Origin of the sequence: Chryseobacterium sp. CH21 (genome assembly GCF_004119445.1) — a bacterium.
Classification (GTDB): Bacteria; Bacteroidota; Bacteroidia; order Flavobacteriales; family Weeksellaceae; genus Chryseobacterium.
In genome coordinates, this window is the sequence record NZ_QICI01000069.1 from 1 (window position 1) to 18,418 (window position 18,418).

The 18,418-nt window shown below is 34.7% G+C and carries 13 protein-coding genes and 2 pseudogenes; all 15 read right to left on the bottom strand.

Annotated elements, in window-relative coordinates:
• Positions 1–219: 219 nt before the first annotated feature.
• The 15 genes and pseudogenes from BOQ62_RS14560 to topA all read right to left on the bottom strand — a co-directional run bounded on the left by BOQ62_RS14560 (position 220) and on the right by topA (position 18,167).
• Positions 220–900 (bottom strand): hypothetical protein, encoded by a 681-nt coding sequence (locus tag BOQ62_RS14560; protein WP_129040616.1) that lies wholly within the window; start codon positions 898–900, stop codon positions 220–222.
• A 5-nt stretch (positions 901–905) separates the two neighbouring features.
• Complete coding sequence (gene rfbD, locus BOQ62_RS14565; RefSeq protein WP_129040618.1) at positions 906–1,769, bottom strand: dTDP-4-dehydrorhamnose reductase; 864 nt, start codon at positions 1,767–1,769, stop codon at positions 906–908.
• Positions 1,770–1,816: 47 nt separating this feature from the next.
• Positions 1,817–2,308, bottom strand: a complete 492-nt coding sequence (locus tag BOQ62_RS14570; RefSeq protein ID WP_129040720.1) for an acyl-CoA thioesterase — start codon at positions 2,306–2,308, stop codon at positions 1,817–1,819.
• A 63-nt stretch (positions 2,309–2,371) separates the two neighbouring features.
• The gene (locus BOQ62_RS14575) at positions 2,372–2,875 is read right to left on the bottom strand and encodes an OmpH family outer membrane protein (RefSeq protein WP_105702431.1); all 504 of its coding nucleotides are present in this window, start codon (positions 2,873–2,875) and stop codon (positions 2,372–2,374) included.
• A 66-nt stretch (positions 2,876–2,941) separates the two neighbouring features.
• Positions 2,942–3,496: an OmpH family outer membrane protein gene (locus tag BOQ62_RS14580; protein WP_121489799.1), complete on the bottom strand. Its 555-nt coding sequence runs from the start codon at positions 3,494–3,496 to the stop codon at positions 2,942–2,944.
• A gap of 8 nt (positions 3,497–3,504) precedes the next feature.
• Positions 3,505–6,038 (bottom strand): annotated as a pseudogene (gene bamA / locus BOQ62_RS14585) (outer membrane protein assembly factor BamA).
• A gap of 27 nt (positions 6,039–6,065) precedes the next feature.
• On the bottom strand, positions 6,066–6,815 hold the full coding sequence (locus tag BOQ62_RS14590; protein WP_129040619.1) for an isoprenyl transferase: 750 nt from the start codon (positions 6,813–6,815) through the stop codon (positions 6,066–6,068).
• A gap of 1 nt (position 6,816) precedes the next feature.
• Positions 6,817–7,707: a DUF6089 family protein gene (locus BOQ62_RS14595; protein WP_129040621.1), complete on the bottom strand. Its 891-nt coding sequence runs from the start codon at positions 7,705–7,707 to the stop codon at positions 6,817–6,819.
• Positions 7,708–7,919: 212 nt separating this feature from the next.
• A complete protein-coding gene (locus tag BOQ62_RS14600) occupies positions 7,920–10,424 on the bottom strand; it encodes an exopolysaccharide transport family protein (RefSeq protein WP_129040623.1) in 2,505 nt (834 codons plus the stop codon).
• Positions 10,425–10,426: 2 nt separating this feature from the next.
• Positions 10,427–11,311 carry a polysaccharide biosynthesis/export family protein gene (locus BOQ62_RS14605; RefSeq protein ID WP_129040625.1) on the bottom strand — a complete coding sequence of 295 codons (885 nt, stop codon included), beginning with the start codon at positions 11,309–11,311 and terminating at the stop codon, positions 10,427–10,429.
• A gap of 34 nt (positions 11,312–11,345) precedes the next feature.
• Positions 11,346–12,464: a glycosyltransferase family 4 protein gene (locus tag BOQ62_RS14610; RefSeq protein WP_129040627.1), complete on the bottom strand. Its 1,119-nt coding sequence runs from the start codon at positions 12,462–12,464 to the stop codon at positions 11,346–11,348.
• Positions 12,465–12,575: 111 nt separating this feature from the next.
• Positions 12,576–13,579, bottom strand: a pseudogene (locus BOQ62_RS14615) (glycosyltransferase family 2 protein).
• Between the two features lie 3 nt (positions 13,580–13,582).
• A complete protein-coding gene (locus BOQ62_RS14620; protein ID WP_129040631.1) occupies positions 13,583–14,653 on the bottom strand; it encodes a formimidoylglutamase in 1,071 nt (356 codons plus the stop codon).
• 244 nt (positions 14,654–14,897) lie between these two features.
• Positions 14,898–15,272 carry a hypothetical protein gene (locus BOQ62_RS14625; protein ID WP_129040633.1) on the bottom strand — a complete coding sequence of 125 codons (375 nt, stop codon included), beginning with the start codon at positions 15,270–15,272 and terminating at the stop codon, positions 14,898–14,900.
• 321 nt (positions 15,273–15,593) lie between these two features.
• The gene (topA, locus tag BOQ62_RS14630) at positions 15,594–18,167 is read right to left on the bottom strand and encodes a type I DNA topoisomerase (protein ID WP_129040635.1); all 2,574 of its coding nucleotides are present in this window, start codon (positions 18,165–18,167) and stop codon (positions 15,594–15,596) included.
• Positions 18,168–18,418 lie beyond the last annotated feature (251 nt).

Genomic DNA, 18,418 nt, shown 5'->3' on the forward strand with positions numbered 1-18,418 from the left:
CTAAAGGCCCTTCTGCGCTACTGAATAGCTCTCGTTTTTCAGTGGGGCAAAGATAACAACTTATTACTAAGCAAAACAACTTTATTTAACATAAATGTTACTATTTTGTAATATTAAACCCTAAATCGCTGGATAGCAAGGAGAAAAATTTTAAACAAAAAATTCTTATTTCAGATTTATATAAAGCAAAATCAGAAATATACTTCTGAAAGCCATTTTCTAGGGTTTACTTTCTTTGTATATAACGCTTAAAAATTCGGCGTATGACTTTTCAAGACCAATAATATCTCCTGATTTAAGGTTTAAACCTCCTACTCCTAAGTTATCTGGCTTCACTTTTAAGGATGAAATCTGAAAATAAACATTATCATCGGTAGCCTTTGGTTGAATTTTTACTGTAGATCCTAAAAGTTTCTTGGTTGAAACAGTATAGATTTCGCCCGGAATGACCTTTAACTTTAAAAATGATCTGGGAGAAATGATATAGTCTTTACGATTGATACTTATTTTCTGATCTTTTTCAGAGGATGCAAATATATACATCTCTCCGTGTTGAACGGATAATTTTTCTTTAGGTGTATAATATAAGGCTACTTTATAATTAGAAGCATTAAATGCCTGAGGTGTTCCATCTACATTTTCGAAAGGTTTTAACTGAAATGTATTGGCCCCAATCTCTTTTGCTTTTTTATATACTAAGGAAAAGGTAAGTGCGTCATCTTTTGAAAACCCTTGAACTTCTACTTCTCCCAGATAAACGGCATCTGCAATGGTTTCTTCTTTTTTATAAAAGAATTTATCTGTGTTATCGTTTGTTTTTTCAACTTTCGTCAGATAAACATTCTGTGCATTCCATAGCTGCATACACAATACAGAAAAGATGATTGCAATATTCTTCATATATATTATTGTTGTGAAAGTATATCAACACATTCTTCCAGGCTATTTTCCCAATGTTTGGGTTCTATTTTATAAGTTTCTTCTATTTTATCCAAAGACATTGTACTTCTTACAGGTCTTTTAGCCGGAGTTGGATACTGTTCGGTTGTTAACGGATTTAGTTTTACCGGAGATTTTGAAAATTCAGCAATTTTTTTCGCAAACTCAAACCAGGTTGTTTCCGGATAGTTTGAGAAATGAAAAACTCCGTAGGTTTTCTTTGGAGTTTCAATAATGTCCATGATAGCTTCTGCAAGATCGTTTGCATTGGTTGGCTGTCCAAACTGATCAGCAACAATTCCTAATTCTTTTTTCTGAGAGAACAGATTCAGCATAGTTTTCACAAAGTTTTTATTAAACTCAGAATACAACCATGAGGTTCTCAGGATTATTGTTTTGGAATTAATTTCCAATGCCAGTTCTTCTCCTTTTCTTTTTGATTCTCCATATATTCCTATTGGATTGGTGAAGTCATCTTCAGAATACGGAAGGTTGGTTGTTCCGTCAAAAACGTAATCTGTAGAAACATGGATCAGCGTAGATTTATAATCTGCACACGCCTGAGCAAGGTTAGCTACACCGTCTGCATTGACTGCAAAGGCTTTTTCTTTTTCGGTTTCTGCAAGATCTACCGCGGTGTATGCTGAAGCATTGATGCAGTAATCAGGTTTGTTATCATAAAAGAAATCGTTCACCTGGTCTTCGTTGGTAACATCTAAAGTGGATGAGTCTGTAAATAAGAACTCATATTGATGTTCGAAGTCGGGAGCTATTTTTCTAATGCAGTTTCCCAATTGTCCGTTGCTTCCTATTACTGCTATTTTTTTCATTTATTTATTATTAATTTTTAAACTTGGAATGTTATAAGAATTGTTATTTAAGAGTTCTTGGCATTTTGACTTCTTAAAAATTTCACTCTCGATTGAAAGTCCTTTTGAATCAAATCTACATAAAACTTATCAAAAATTTCTTTGATATCCTCAGGGTGAACTTCAGATTTTCTTGTTTTAACATTGAAATAAATAACAGTTACCCAAAGTACGGCATGAATCGTTTTTTCATCTAAGCTTTTCATCAGGATTTCAACTTTTGCAGTTCTATCCTGTACATCAATGGTTTTGCTGCTGATGACTACCTGAGTATTGTATCTTACTTCTTTTATGTAGGCTATTTCGTTTTGAATGGCAATCCATGTACAGCCGGTTTTCTTGGTATATTCTTCATAAGTAAATCCATAGAATGTTTCTACATGATCTTCTCTGGCGTTGAACATATAGTCAAGATATTTTACATTATTCAAATGCCCTATCGGATCGCAATCACTAAACCTAACTTTTACCGTAGTTGATACTTCTTTTCCATTCCGCAAAAATAAAAAAACCACCTCTAAAAGAGGTGGTTAGTTTTATAAATCTTTGTTAATTTGCTGAAATTATTGAACACCTAGTTCTTTCTTTACAGCTGGAGTAGCATCCGGTCCTGCTTTATAAAGGAATGCAGTTGAGTTAGCATCCATAATATAGTCATATCCGTTAGCTTTAGCCACTTTTTCTACTGCATCGTTCAGTTTTTTCTCAACTGGTCCGAAAGCTACATCTTGCTTAGCTTGTAGATCTTTTTGAGCTTTGTCCTGCATTTGCTGAATTTCTTCAGCTAATTTCTTCATTTCAGCTTCTCTTGCTGCGTTTTCGTCAGCTGTTTTTTTCGGAGCTTCTGTTTGATATTGCTGATATTTAGTTTGAGCTGCGTCAGCTTTTTTCTTAATCTCAGCTTGTTTAGTATCTAAGAATGTTTTAAGATCAGCATCTGCTTTCTTTTTCTCCGGCATAGCGTTAAGAACACCCATTACATCTAAAGTAGCAATTTTTTGAGCTTTTGCCATACCTACAGATACAACCATCATTACTGCTGCAAATAATACACTTAATTTTTTCATAACTGGTAAATAAATAATTTAATTTGTTTTTAGATTTTAAAATATAGCAAAAGTTAATTTTACAATTTATTTTTTGCCTTTGCTAGTTGTTTTTTCTTTCTTGTCTGTTCCTTTCAATAAAATAGACAAAACTTTTTCGGTGTAATCATATTTTGATTGAAGGAAAATAACACTAATGTTATTGCTTTTATCAAGAACTATGCCCAATCCGTTTTTTTCAGACATTGTTTTGATAGCTCCCCAGATCTGATCTTGAAAAGGTAAAACAAGGTTTGTTCTCAGTTTAGTAATTTCACCGTTAGCTCCAAAACGTAAACTTGTAGTTGTTTTAATATTTTTATCAAGGTCTACAACTTCTTTTTCTCTCAATTTAAGTTGATCTCCTATCAATAATACTTTTTCACTTTCGAAGGCAGCTTTTTTTCTTTCATATTCAGACTGAAGGTTTTGAAGTTCTGACTCCCAGGTATCAATCTGAGAATTCAATCTTGCTTCAGCTTCTTTATACTGAGGTAATTTATTTAAAATTTCATTAGTATCCACTACTCCTATTTTCTGGGCATTGCTGAATCCAAAAAGCAAAAGTAATGCGAATGTGAAAGTTATTTTAAAGTGCTTCATATTTGTAATTATAATGTTTGGTTCATCAAGAAGTGGTTTCTCCATCCTGACTTATCACCGGATAATGTCTTATCAAGACCTAGTGCAAAGTCAAATCCGATCAATCCAAATGCTCCCATATAAACTCTTACTCCGATCCCGACTGATCTTTTCAGCTGGAATGGGCTGTAAGAACTCCATGTGTTCCATACATTACCTCCTTCAGCGAATGTCAATGCATAGATTTTTGCAGTCTGGCTCATTGAGATTGGGTATCTTAGTTCTAAAGTAAATCTGTTATAGATTGTACCCCCACCTTTCTGAGTGATATCTTCTGCCTGACCTCCTTCTGTAGTAGCATTTTCATACCCTCTTAAAGGAATTAGTTCTCTACCGTCATATCTTCCTCCGAAAAGACCTGTACCTCCCATATAGAATCTTTCAAATGGCGGAGCTCCTAACTGGCTGTTGTATCCATCCATGAATCCCATTTCTGCAGAAGATCTTAGGACAAGTTTTCCAATGATTTCGTTATAAACGTCTGCTTTAAACTTAATTTTATAGAATTCCATCCACTTATACTTGTCAATAGCTGACATTGTAGAGTAATCTTTCTTTTTAAACAAAGAGTATGGAGGAGTCAGTTTTGCCGAAAGTTCAATGTTGGATCCTTGTGTTGGGAAAATCGGGTCAATACCTGCAGAGTTTCTGCTTAACCCAAGGTTGACACTGAAGTTATTGGCTGTACCATTATTTTCTGTAGTATCTCCAAACTGGAATGGATAGTTATTGAAGTCATACTTCTGGAACTGTAATCCAGTATAAAGTGAGAAGTAATCATCCGGCCAGTTTAATAGTCTGTTTAAACCAACTGAAGCGGAGAAGATATTAAGCTTCTGAGCTGCTCCATATTGATCTGTATATCTTACTCTGGAGTTATTCAAACTTACAGAAAGGGCTGTTGGTTTGGTACCAAATAACCAAGGTTCTGTAATGATACTCCATAGTTTTGGAAGTACTGTCCTGCCTGAACCTGAATAGAGAAGGTTTGACCATCTCCCTGAGGTACTGGTTTGAAGTCTTTAAACTTCAGAAAATTCTTTAATGAGAAGTTATTAAAAGTTAATCCTAATGTACCGATGAAGCTGTTACCACCGTAACCTGCCTGCAACTGTACCTGAGAAGATCCTTTTTCCACAAGTTTCCAGTTAATATCAACGGTATTATCCTGCTGGTTTGGCTGAATATCCTGTCCAATCTGCTGAGGGTCAAAGAATGACATCCCTGCTAAATCGAAATAGGTTCTTTTAATTTCTGTTTTCTTGAACAACTCTCCCGGTTTTGTTCTTAGGGCTCTAAGAATAACATGGTCATGGGTTGTAGTGTTCCCCTGCCATGTTACTTTGTTCCAGGTAGCCTGCTCTCCTTCATTAATTCTAACTTCAAGGTTTACAGCATCTCCTGTTACTGATTTTTCAACAGGAGTTACGTTTGAGAAAAGGTAACCGTTATTCATGTAAACAGATTTGATGTCTGAATCATCTTCTTTACCTCCGTCTTCTCCAACCTTTTTGTTGAATCCTACTGCATCGTAAATATCTCCTTTCTTATATCCTAATAATCTCTGTAAGTATTCTGTAGAGTATACGGTATTTCCTGTGAACGTAACGTCCCCGATGTAATATTTCTTACCCTCGTTAAGTTTTACATTGATTTCGTAGTTATTTCTTTTGTTTCTCCATACTGAATCCGAAACAATTTTTGCATCTCTATATCCAAGGGAGTTATAATAGCTGATAAGTCCTTGCTTATCTTCCTGATATTTATCTTCAATGAATTTTGAGGATTTCAAAATTCCCCCGATACCAAAACGCTTTTGCTTTGTTTCTTTAAAAGCCTTATTTCTAAGCTTACTATCGGTTACACTTTGGTTTCCTTCGAATTCAATGTGATCAATTTTGATTCTCTTACCTTTATCTACATTAATTGTCCAGTCTACTAAAGCAGGATCTCCTGCATTTACTTTATCCTGAATCGTAATTTTAGCATCTGCAAAACCTTTTTTAATATAGTCTTTAGGGACATTAGTCTTAAGGCTTGAAACTAAGTTTTGAGTAATTTTAGTTCCCGGCTTAAGGTTATTATCCTTCGCCAGCTTTTCACTTTTAGATTTACCAATACCTTTTCCTGCGAATTTTACTTCTCCAAGTTCTTTCAGATCCTGCAGATAAAATTTCAGAACGATTGTCTGTCCTTCAATGCTTTGAACATAAACTTCCACTTCAGAAAAAGATTGGGTATCCCAAAGTTTTTTTACAGCATTGCTGATTTTCTGTCCTGGAATGTCCACACTTTCACCTTTTGTAAGACCTGTAAATCTTAAGATTTGAGCTGGTGTATATTTTTTTACCCCATCTACAACGATGTCTTTAAGTGTATAAGTTCCTGCCTCATTTTCTGTATGTACAGCATTATTTACTTTTGTGCTGTCTTGTGGATTTACTTGTCCATAAAAATGTGCAGAAGCAGCAAACATAATGATGGGTAATAGTCTAAACTTCATTTTATCGAGTCTTTCTTTTCTTAAATTTTATTGGCCTTTTACTTGCTCCCCGGTTAAACCGTATCTTCTTTCCTTATTTTGATAATCAACAATACATTGGAAGAAAATATCTTTGGTAAAATCCGGCCATAGAACATTTAGAAACTGTAATTCTGCATAAGCAATCTGCCAAAGCAGGAAGTTGCTTATTCTAATTTCACCGCTGGTTCTGATCAGTAAATCTACAGGAGGAAAATCTTTTGTGTAAAGATAGTTTTCAAATAAACTTTCGTTAATATTCTCTATTTCTACTTTTCCTTCTTTTACATCAGAACTTATATTTTTAACGGCTTCCAGTATTTCATTTTGTGAGCCATAGCTTATCGCCAATACAAGGTTTCCTTTTGTGTTTTCTTTTGTAAGTTCTACCACACGTTCCAGCTGCTCTCTTACTAAAGAAGGCAGTTTTTCAAGATTCCCTATCACATGCATTCTTAATCCTTTGCTGAAGATCTCTTCTGCCTCAAGCAATAAGGTCTCTACTAACAGATTCATAAGGGTATTCACTTCTTCAGTTGGACGGCTCCAATTTTCCGAAGAGAATGTATACAATGTTAAGTAAGGGATGTTAATCTCATTACAGGCATTAATAGCATTTCTTACTGCATCAATGGCATTCTTGTGACCGAAAGTTCTTTCTTCGCCACGAGATTTTGCCCATCTTCCATTACCATCCATAATGATGGCTACGTGTTTTGGTAAATTCTCAGAATTTATTTTATCTTTAATCAACGACATATTATTCACAATAACATGGAGGTCTTCCGAACGAATAGGTAAGACCTAAGCTGAAAGTATTCAACCAATCTTTAGATCTTCCATCTCCAATATTTCTCTTATTAATAAACTCTGCTTCTCTTTCTTTAGAAACCGCGTAATAATTCCCTGACTGTAATAATGAACCGCCTGTAGCAGGGTCCAGAATATCAGCATTAAAAGAAGTTTTTACATCTTCGGAAAGGATCTTACTATGATCCAACTGATCCGTCAATGTATATCTGAATGTAGCTTCTGCAAAAATAGCCCATGAGTGGTTGAATTTATACTTCAAACCTACCCCAAAAGGAATATGCATGGTTACTTTTTTTCCTAATGAATAATCTGTAGTCGTTACAAAATCCAATTCATTGATTGGAGCCTGTGCTACACCATCTGCATCTCTTCTGAAATCATTCATAAGGGTTGCTTTAGGAGCATCAAACATCAAAGCACCAATACCTCCGAAGATGTAAGGGCTCAGCATGCTGATCTGCTCATTATTTACTGGGAAAAAGTTATATTCAAACATTAAACTCGCTTCATATACGTTGTTTTTTCCGTATGAATTTCTATTTCTTCTATAATCTTCCTTAGCCGCTTTATCACTAAACTGCACCTGGTTGTATCCTAAATCCAATCTAACAGTCTGATGCGGGTTAAAATTAAATCTGTATAATATACCACCATAAAATGGGATGCCCCAATCTGACACTCTGCTTAAATCCAACGGCTTCTGTAAAATATAATTTGTCCTTCCTACATCTCCCACTAGGTTACTCATACCTAGACGAACTCCCAATTCGTTTCTTTGTGCTTTAACACTTACCATTCCAAGGAAGGCAAGGAAGCTAAACAATAATTTTTTATTCATAAAAGAATATGGATTTATGGTTATTTTAAAATTTAATTTTTGCAAATATAAAACATTTTTATATTAATGATAATCTTAATGTTTAGTTAAAAATAAACAAAAAAACATAATTTGTTATAAAGTAAACGGTAAAGTGGCAAAAATATTCTTTTTTCATAGAATGAAAATACCCTAAATATGAAAAAACCCCCATTAAATGGAGGTTTAATGCTTTATTTTTTATTAAATAATACCTGTACTTTATTTCTGATCCTGATTAATAAAGGCTCTTTATAATTTTTATCTTCATCAAAATATCCGTAACCATAACCGTAGCCATAGCCGTAACCATAACCGTAACCATACCCTTGTTTTGTGTTATAGTCATTATAAACAAGTCCTAAATTATCAATTTCGTTATTATGATACTTTTCCGTAATCATTTTCAGCATGTACTTTTCTGTATATTCATGCCTTACAACATAAATATTAGCATCAGAATGCTTCATAAGTTCATATGAATCGGCAACTAATCCTACAGGTGGGGAATCTATAATAATGAAATCATATTTTTCTTTCAATTCTTCTATAAATTTGATATTTCTCTCACTCATCAAAAGTTCAGAAGGATTCGGAGGGATAGGACCTGAAGTAGCAACATCAAGATTCGGGATCTTTGTTTTGTTGATAATCTGATCAATACCAACTTCTCCTGTCAGATAATTTGAAATACCATATTTATTATCAATCTTGAAATCTCCAAAGATTTTTGGTTTTCTAAGGTCCATCCCTAATAAGATAGTTTTTTTATCACTTAATCCTATTACAGACGCCAAATTAATGGAACCATAAGTTTTTCCTTCCCCCCCGATGGATGATGTGATGAGAATTACTTTGCCTTTTTCAGCATCATTATCCATCAAAAATCTCATATTTGCTCTCACCCCTCTGAAGGCCTCTGATACGGATGATTTCGGCTGTTCCAAAACAGTAAGCATATTTTCATTGCTATTGTTCCCAATGACTCCAAGAAGAGGAATTTTTGTAGCGCTTAATAATTCTTTGATATTTCTGATCTTGTTGTCCAGTACTTCTCCAATCAGGATAAATAATAATGGAATCAACAGCATTCCTGCAATAATTCCAGTCTTTGCGAGCTTTACATTTGGACCAATTGGTCTTTGTCCTAAATTCTTAGCCGGGTCAATTACCGTAATATCAGACTGGTTGGTTGCCATTCTCATCTTGGTATCATTCTGTCTTGCTAAAAGGCTGTTATAAGTAGCTTCAATCATGTTGTACCCTCTTTCTGCATCCATGTACTTTCTTTCTTTTTCAGGGTAAGTAGCTAAATCAGAATTGGCACCTGCCATTTCACGATCTATTTTGTTGATTTCTTCGTAATATCTGGTGTAATAGTTTCTTAAACTGTTAGATGACCCCATTCTTGCTTCATCAATAAGCCTGTTGATTTCTCTCATTGGTTCTGATGACGGCTTATAAATACTAGCCATTTCTACTCTTTTTGCATATAAAGCTTTCAACTCAGAAACCGTTGCAGAAAAGACACCATCTTCAAAACCGGCAGCATTTGTTGCAATCATTTTATCAAAATTCTGAGACTGAAGTGTATTTTTGATATTGTTCAGCGAGTTGATTTTACTTACTATATCTGCTTTTTTAGCTTCAAGCTCTTTTATTTTTTCAAGAGACTTCTCATCCCTGTCTTTAATGTTATAAAGCTTTTCTGTGGTTTTCAAGTAGTTAAGCACCGTTGCACTTGAATCAAGCTTTTTACGAATGCTTCCAAGATTATCTTTTAAAAAGGCATCTGTATTCTTATTAACAATGTTTTTATCAGCAAGTCTCTTTTTCTGAAGCTCTGCAACAGATTTATTCAGGAAATTGACTGTACTGTTCAGGTTATATCCTTTTTTAGTAATAATCATAATAGACCTGATTTCTTTATCAAAGTCTACTCCTGTAGTAGAAACAATTTCATCTACACTCTGATTAATCGTATTCAGTTTTATAATGATATTATCCAGATCAATTTTAGTCGCTACTGGATTTTGAAGCAGTCTAAACCTCAGATTAGGAGAGGTATACCATTCATTGATTTTGATAATTTTATTAGCTGGTCTGTTGTAAGCATTGATGCTTTGAAAACCTTCTGCTTCATAGCTATATAAACTTGTAGTTTCTCCTTCATCAGGCAAAGCTACTTCATAAGTTCCGTTCCCTTTCGGTATTAGCGTAATGGGATAATTGATCTGTTGAAGATGTTTTTTATCAATCTGAAGAAATACTGGTGAATCATCTTTGTCAAGATAAGTAGATTTTATAAGTCCTTTGGTAGAATAGTTTACAAAAAGATCTAATTCTTTCACCAAAAATTCGTTATGAGATCTGGATAAGAGCATTTTCTTTAAAAAAAGTCCATCCTGATTTCCTGTATCTCCCCAAATGAAGTTAATAGACTGATTGGATTGAGTGGGCAAAAATTCGGAGCCTTTACTGGAGGTACTTAATGACAGGTCTGATGCATAAATATTTTGTGCGTAATATTTACTGTAAACCCATGCAATAGCATAACCAATAATCAGCATGAATACAAACCAATACCAGTTTTTAAGAACTCTTCTTAAAAAATGTTCTATATCAAATAGTGCAAACGATCCATACTTTTCCTTCTGGGACTCATTTTTTCCTGCTTGCGTATCTTTTCCGGGAATCATGATTAAAGATTTTTTAGAAGTAAATAAATAGACAATGCAGTAGTAATTACCGAAACTCCTGTTGTTAAAGTCTGGATAGGATCTTTTCCAAATCCATTTAAGCTTTTCGCTCTTGTGTTCAGATAGATTTCGTCTCCGTTCTGGACATAATAGAAAGGTGAATTCATAAGATCTTCACGGGTAAGATCTATTTTGGCAATTTTGATTCCTTCGGGAAGTTTTCTGTGGATAACAATTTCTTTTTTGTCAATTGTTCTGTTTAATCCTCCATTAATGGCTAGTGCCTCCGTAATGGTAAGGGTATTTTTATGAACTACTTTTTCACCTGAAAGCCCTGTAGTTTCAACGTCTCCAAGGATATAATAAGTAATTCCGTCTGTATTCAGACGTACTTCAGATTTTCCTTCCTGGAAATTTTCATTTACTTTTTCCTGTATTTCTTTTGTAATATCATCAAGTGTTCTTCCTTCCGCTTTTACATATCCTATTCCGAAAACATTGATATCCCCATTGGAATCAACTTTCAATCCGTTGAAATAAAAATTAATGTTTCCTCCTCTGCTTACTCCAGCATTAGCACCAATACCACCTGCTAAAGTACCACCTCCTGATGCTGCAGAACTTGTTACACCTCCACCAGAAATTCCGCCTGAAGTATTGTAAGAAGAGTAAAATTGTGCTGCATCTCCTTTGGGAGTTGTCACAATATTAAGATTAAGGATATCATTTTTGGTAATCCTGTACACGGGAATGTTGTAAGGAATAAGACCTTCTTCGTTAATCACAAGACTTTCACTTGGTTGTAAATATCTTACATCCTTTGTGGTAATACACGAGGTAATTAAAAGAGGGAATATTAAAAATAAATATTTAAAGTTCTTCATCATATATAATATTGTTTACAAAAGTAATATTTAATTGTTAATTTTTGTTATTTCTTAAACGATATAGCAAATCCGGCAGATAAGCTCCCAAAAAGCCCAATGAAAGAATCACCAATAATAACATATTTACATCAATATGTCTTAACGAATAAGCTACTCCTACAATCATCAGATAGTAAAGAATAATATAGAAAGTAGATCTTCTATGGGTAAGGTTGAGTTTTAATAGTTTATGGTGAATATGGTTTTTATCTGCATCGAAAGGAGATTTTTTGTTGTAAAGCCTCACTATGATTACATTTAATGTATCCACGATCGGAAGAATCAAAATGGCGACAGCTACCACCGGAGCAGACTGAAGATGATATCTCGGTACATCTATCAGTTTTTTATCAATAAAAATATCTATGAAACAAATGGAAGTAAAGGCCAGTAAAAAGCCAAGCAGCATAGAGCCGGTATCTCCCATAAAGATTTTAAGGGTACGGTAATTAGAAAGATTATAATACAAAAATGCCAATACAGTTCCGATAATAATAACAGACAATACTACCAATGGGTAGTTATACTCTCCCAGACGGTAGTAGCTGATTCCAAACAAAGCACTACAAATGACAGAATAGCCCCCTGCCAATCCATCAATCCCATCAATCAGATTGAAAGCATTAATCAGAATAATAAATGTAACAATACTGAACAGAACACTTACAATATATTCAAGCTCATAAATTCCCAATATTCCGAATAAGCTTCTGATTCTGATATCTGAACCAATAACAATAAGCGCAGAAACAATAATTTGGGCCACCAATTTCTTGTAAGCTCTCATCACAACAATATCATCCATTACTCCTACATAGAGAAGAATAATCAGTGAGGCAAATAAAAACTTATAGAGATCAAAAAGCTCATACGCAAAAATAGAGGCACAGATTCCGATTGAATAAAAGATGGCGATTCCGCCCAAATTGGGAATCTCTCTGAGATGCGAACTTCTCATTCCAGGCTCATCCATCAGGTTCTTTCTTCTTGAGATCTTGACAATGGTAGGTATAGAGAAAAAGGTTATTAAAAAAGAGAATATGAAGCCTAGTCCTATTTTTATGTAGAAAATAGGTATTCCCGATCCGCTTAAGAACAATTCAAAATTTTTCATTCATTTTCTTATTCAGCACTTGACTCCCTCAATAAAAAAAATAATGCAGAACTTATAAAGAACTTATCATCATTTCCTATTGCTCGAAACAACAGCACTTTACATTTGTGTTTACTCAATCAATTTTCTTATCAATCTTTTCTGTCCTGCAAAAAATAAGAGATAAAAAATTTTTTCTTCAACGGCAAAGATAAAATATAATTCTTACCGAAACGACTATACTTCAATATATCTTGGATTTTTATTTGTCTTTCCTTCATAAACAGAACTAATTGATCAGACATATTATAGAATTTTTTCTCTTCTTTCACAAAAGCCAGATAGGCCAAAAACGAATAAATTCCTTCAAAAATCTGAAAGTTTTTCAGTTCTTCTTTTTTATGGGAATATTGGGATTCATTGAATACCTTCTCTACATCAGCCACAGCTTTCAACATGTCTAATCCCTTTTCTGTATGGGTTTTTGTAATAGAATCGGAACGCTCAAGGTACTGATAATGGAAATTTTGAGTCTGGGCTATCACACTACATTCCAGCAAAAGTTGAGGAATCAGTTGGATATCCTCAAAATGCACTCCTTTCTTGAATGTTCTCTGATGAAAAAGTTCTTTTTTGAACAGTTTATTACATGCAAAATAACTAATGTCTGAAAAGATAGAAAAATGTCTATCAAGCTCAATTTTCTCATCCATGTTCGGAAGCTGAGTCAATTTTTGGACTATTTTTCCTTTTTCATCTACTTTCTGAATATTACAGATGACCATTTTTGCCTGATGTTTTTCTGCTAAATGGAACATTTCTTCAAACATGGTTTCGGTAACGTAGTCATCACTGTCTACAAAACCAATATAATTGCCGGTTGCTTTGTCAATTCCAAAATTACGGGCATCGCTTAGACCTCCGTTTTCTTTGGTAAAAGCTTTTATCTTTTCAGGATATTGGTGTGCAAATTCTTGAATTATTTTTCCAGAATCATCTTTGCTTCCATCATTCACTATAATAATTTCAATATCTGAAAGACTCTGCTTCACCAGAGAATCAAGGCATTTTGTCAGATAATTTTCGACATTATAAACGGGAACAATAATGGATACTTTTGAGGGAACATTTGTCATACATTAAATTTTCGTCAGCCTTGCATTCAGCCAGCCCTTTTTGGCTTCATCAAAATCCTTTCTGGAGCAGGGAATGCAATTTTCTATATTTTCATCATCACCAAAATACCACAAATTACTGAAAGTATCACGTTTGAATGCATATTGCCTGTCATCTATTAAGACATAGAACAGTTCATAATGTCTTTCCTTAGGATGAGAATGCTGGATATTAATACCTTCAATCAGATACCATAGCATTTGGGCCAGAAGCTGATGGTTCAATTGGTTTTCTGAATAAATATTATAATTAAAAATCCCAACAGACTTCAGGTTTTCACTTAATCCGATTTCTTTCATATAAGCACAGATCTCTCTTCTGTTTAATCCATTCACTTGCGGATTCATGGAAAAAGGCTCACTGAAGCTTTCTACGGCATCGCAGTTTACAGTAACCAGCTCAGCTTTTCTGAAGAAAGGTTCTGTTTTTTCTGTAGAATTCATCATTTCAGCAAGACGGATGATATCAAACTCTACTTCTTTGATCAGTCTTACGGAATCCATTTCATTCAAATGTTTCTGATATCCTAAGTGATGATAATTTTTAATGGAGAAATTCTTAGCTCCGAAAATCTTGCTTAAAAAAGTATGTTCATTGATCGCTTCCCCCTGCTGAAGGGAAATAATGTTACTGATCTGGGTATAATTGATATTTTTCTGATGAAAATGCAGGGCAGAAAATAATGAAAAAGCAAAGTCATTGGACCCTCCGATAATCACCGGAATGGCTCTTTTGTAATGGCATGCCGACAAAACCTCCTGCAAAATATAATGGGTATCCTGAACAGACTTCCCAGAGACCAGATCTCCAAGATCCACCACAGGAATTTCGAAGTCCATCTGTGAAAGCTTATAAAACTCATTTCTTACTGCAGTAAAGTCCTGTACCTCTGCATCTCCGCCCGCACCTCTGTAATCTGATACAAATAAAAGAACAATACTGTCTTCTTTGATATCTTTTGTAATCCGATTTCCTATCTGCCAGCTTTCTGTTTTGAAATTTCTTGGTGAAATGATAAAGTCTTCGAAATCCATATTTTAATTTGAAATGTAATAATTGATTAATTGCTTGATATAACAAACATACAAAAAACATGGGAACTGAGTAGAATGTGGTATATTTTGTTCATAAAAAAGACTTCAGCAAATTGTTGGCGGTTTATCCAATGATCTTGTAAAAATTTAAAACTGTGAAGTTTCACTTTAAATTTTAGAATAAAAAATCCGTCTCATAAAGTATATGAGACGGACTTTTTATTCTAATTCGTGTACTAAATAATTAGCACTTTCCGAATGATTGGCTGATAATCGTTATTCCAGCTATACTAATAGTAACTCTAACTCCTGTTGGAATTCCCCAAGTTGTACATATAGCCAAACAAGCCTGACCAGCTGTTCCGTTAGGAATACTTAATGGTATGCTGAAACAATATTTCCCAATACCTAATGGTAAATTGATACAAACTTTGTTGTTTTCAACGGTAATAGAGATACACTCTGCTGTTACAAGTAGATAACCTGCGCTTGCTTTCGCAAGGCTTAGATCCGAATCTTTTCCTGATGAACGAAGATTTGCCTGGCTGTCTTCGTTTGATCTTTTTGCTGCTTCTAATGCATTTGAGATAGCTTCTTCGCTAAAATTAAATTCTGCCATGATTTTATAGTTTAGTTTTCTTACTCATTTGGCTTTTCAGAGTCCGCCTCGTTTTTAAAGTGGTTTCTGAGCTCCACCTTTTGTAATATTACGGTGTAAAGCTAGAGAATTAAAACACTGTTTATCACAGTCTTAGTACTGAAATTTCAATTTCCGTATTTATACTTAGAGCTTAGTAACCATCACCATTCGCAAGGTTAATTCTCTAAATAGGGAAATTTATTTTACTAAGATCGTATGCAGTTTTATATTTTTCAACTGATTATCCATGAAAAAAGCACAGATTAAAATCTGTGCTTTTCATATTGTATTAAAAACTATTTATTTCTTAGCTGCCGGTTTCTTAGCCGCAGGTTTTTTCGCTGTTGTAGTTTTCTTGGCAGCTGTTGTTTTTTTGGCTGCTGGTTTTTTCTTTTCTGCGAAGGCTTTCGGATCCTGATCTGTAATCCATTTTTTAACCTCATCTAAAGAAAGTTCTTTCAACTCATCTGCTTCGTATTTGGTATCATCTGCTTTCTTTGGAATTTTGAACATGGCTTTTCCAAACTTGATGAAAGGTCCCCATCTTCCGTTTTCAATAGAAATTTTTTCTTTTTCCCATTGCTGGATATATCGGTTGGCTTCTTTTTCAAGCTTAGCATCGATCAGTTCATTGATATCACTTTGCGAAAGATTGTCAAAGTCGTATTTCTTAGGAACATTTACAAAAATAGCTTTGTATTTGATAAACGGACCAAATCTTCCTGTTCCTTTGGTTACGGGTTCTCCTTTATACGTAGCAATTGGAGCATCAGCCACTTTCTTTTCATTGATGATTTCCTCAGCACGTTTCTGATCTACAGAAAGCGGATCTTCCCCTTTAGGAATACTGATATAAGTTTCTCCCCACTTTACATAAGGGCCAAATCTTCCAACTCCCACAGAAACAGGCTGTCCGTCCACCTCACTCAGATCAAATGGCAATTTGAACAGTTCCAAAGCTTCTTCAAAGGTAATGGTTGCTATATTCTGACCTGTCATTAGTGAAGCGAAAATTGGTTTTTCTTCATCATCCGTTTCTCCAATCTGAATCATTGCTCCAAATCTTCCGATTCTCGCATGAAGATTTTTGCCTGTTTTTGGGTCTACTCCTAACAATCGGTCTCCAGTTGCACGGTCAGCATTTTCTTCTACATCTTCAATTCTTGGATGGAATTTTGAGTAGAAATTCGTCATCATTTCTTTCCATTTCTGATCGCCGCTAGCAATTTCGTCAAAACTTTCTTCTACTCTTGCGGTGAAACCATAGTCCAGAATTTCTCTAAAGTTATCCGTTAAGAAGTCATTTACGACTTCACCGATGTCTGTAGGAATGAATTTATTTTTATCACCACCGAATTTTTCTTCAAGAACGACCTTTTTGATCTTATCTTTTACTAAAGACATTTTGATCACCTCACGGGTATGCGGTTCGATTTCTCTTTTATCTACATACTCTCTGTTTTGGATAGTCTGAATCGTAGGAGCATAGGTAGATGGTCTACCAATTCCTAATTCTTCAAGTTTTCTCACCAATCCTGCTTCAGTATATCTTGCACTTGGTCTGGTGAATTTTTCGGTAGCAGTAATGGTTTTATAATTTAATACCTCACCTACACTTACTTTCGGTAATAGTTTATCATTGTTTTCTTCATCATCATCTTCAGTTTTTACAATACCGTAAGCTTTCAGGAAACCGTCGAAAATAATAACTTCTCCCTGTGCTTCAAAATGATGTGGCAATGATGCATTCCCGATTTCAATTACTGTTTTTTCAATTTTGGCATTGGCCATCTGAGAAGCCAGCGTTCTTCTATAGATTAACTGATATAATCTGTTTAATTGTGCATCAGCTACATTTTTTACTCCAAAATCTGTAGGACGGATGGCTTCGTGAGCTTCCTGTGCTGAAGCAGATTTCGTGGTATAATTTCTTGGAGAAGAATATTCTGCTCCATATTCTGATATAATTTGTTTTTTTGCTCCTTCAATAGCTTCCTGAGAAAGGTTTACGGAGTCTGTTCTCATATAGGTAATGTACCCTTCTTCATAGAGTCTTTGTGCCAGACGCATGGTATTGGTAACATTATATCCAAGTCTTGAGGAAGCCTCCTGCTGTAATGTGGAAGTAGTAAATGGAGCAGAAGCGGAACGTGTACCTGGTTTGGTTTCAACATTCAGAACTTTAAATTCTGCGGTCTTAGCCTGTTCCAGGAATTTTTCTGCTTCTTCTTCTTTTTCAAAGTCTTTTTTCAGTTTAGCAGCAATCTCCTGCTCTGTTTTATTTGAAAAGATCCCGTCAAGCTTAAAACTAGCTTTTGGTGTAAACTCACGAATCTCTTTTTCTCTTTCAACAATTAGTCTCACTGCTACAGACTGTACTCTACCTGCAGACAGTCCCGGTTTTACTTTTTTCCATAAAACGGGTGACATTTCAAAACCTACAATCCTGTCCAGCACTCTTCTTGCCTGCTGGGCATTCACTAAATTCTGATCAATATCTCTTGGATTGTCGATTGCTTTTAGAATGGCATTTTTGGTAATCTCGTGGAAAACAATTCTTTTTCTGTTTTCAGGCTTTAGTTTTAGTTCATCTGCAAGATGCCATGCAATAGCCTCTCCTTCGCGGTCCTCATCGGAAGCGAGCCATACCATATCGGCTTTCTTTACAGCAGCCTTTAATTCGGTCACCAATTTCTTTTTGTCTGCTGAAACTTCGTAATCAGGACTGAATGTAGTAAGGTCTATCCCCATTCCTTTTTTGGGAAGGTCCCGGATATGTCCGAAACTGGATTTCACTTCAAAATCCTTTCCTAAATATTTCTGAATAGTTTTTGCTTTTGCCGGGGACTCTACGATTACTAAATTTTTCGACATTCTAACTAAAAATTTTTGCAAAAGTAAAGCTTTTTTATTATATACTTTTTGTTATACGAGTTTAATTTATCAATCCAAGTGGTTTACACCTTCTTTCAATACAGATTTTTTGAATAACCAAGTCCTTTGTACTGTATGTTTTAGACTATTATATATGGACAAGCATTGAATGATATAGAATTTTTCATCAACCGCAATAGATGCAGGAAATATGTTCAACCATAAAAAGACACAATAAAAAGCCTCATCAC

Bases quoted from the DNA above. Each gene is read 5' to 3' on its own strand.
- BOQ62_RS14560 (WP_129040616.1), bottom strand. From the start codon at position 900: ATGAAGAATATTGCAATCATCTTTTCTGTATTGTGTATGCAGCTATGG.
- rfbD (WP_129040618.1), bottom strand. From the start codon at position 1,769: ATGAAAAAAATAGCAGTAATAGGAAGCAACGGACAATTGGGAAACTGC.
- BOQ62_RS14575 (WP_105702431.1), bottom strand. From the start codon at position 2,875: ATGAAAAAATTAAGTGTATTATTTGCAGCAGTAATGATGGTTGTATCT.
- BOQ62_RS14580 (WP_121489799.1), bottom strand. From the start codon at position 3,496: ATGAAGCACTTTAAAATAACTTTCACATTCGCATTACTTTTGCTTTTT.
- BOQ62_RS14590 (WP_129040619.1), bottom strand. From the start codon at position 6,815: ATGTCGTTGATTAAAGATAAAATAAATTCTGAGAATTTACCAAAACAC.
- BOQ62_RS14595 (WP_129040621.1), bottom strand. From the start codon at position 7,707: ATGAATAAAAAATTATTGTTTAGCTTCCTTGCCTTCCTTGGAATGGTA.
- BOQ62_RS14600 (WP_129040623.1), bottom strand. From the start codon at position 10,424: ATGATTCCCGGAAAAGATACGCAAGCAGGAAAAAATGAGTCCCAGAAG.
- BOQ62_RS14605 (WP_129040625.1), bottom strand. From the start codon at position 11,311: ATGATGAAGAACTTTAAATATTTATTTTTAATATTCCCTCTTTTAATT.
- BOQ62_RS14610 (WP_129040627.1), bottom strand. From the start codon at position 12,464: ATGAAAAATTTTGAATTGTTCTTAAGCGGATCGGGAATACCTATTTTC.
- BOQ62_RS14620 (WP_129040631.1), bottom strand. From the start codon at position 14,653: ATGGATTTCGAAGACTTTATCATTTCACCAAGAAATTTCAAAACAGAA.
- BOQ62_RS14625 (WP_129040633.1), bottom strand. From the start codon at position 15,272: ATGGCAGAATTTAATTTTAGCGAAGAAGCTATCTCAAATGCATTAGAA.
- topA (WP_129040635.1), bottom strand. From the start codon at position 18,167: ATGTCGAAAAATTTAGTAATCGTAGAGTCCCCGGCAAAAGCAAAAACT.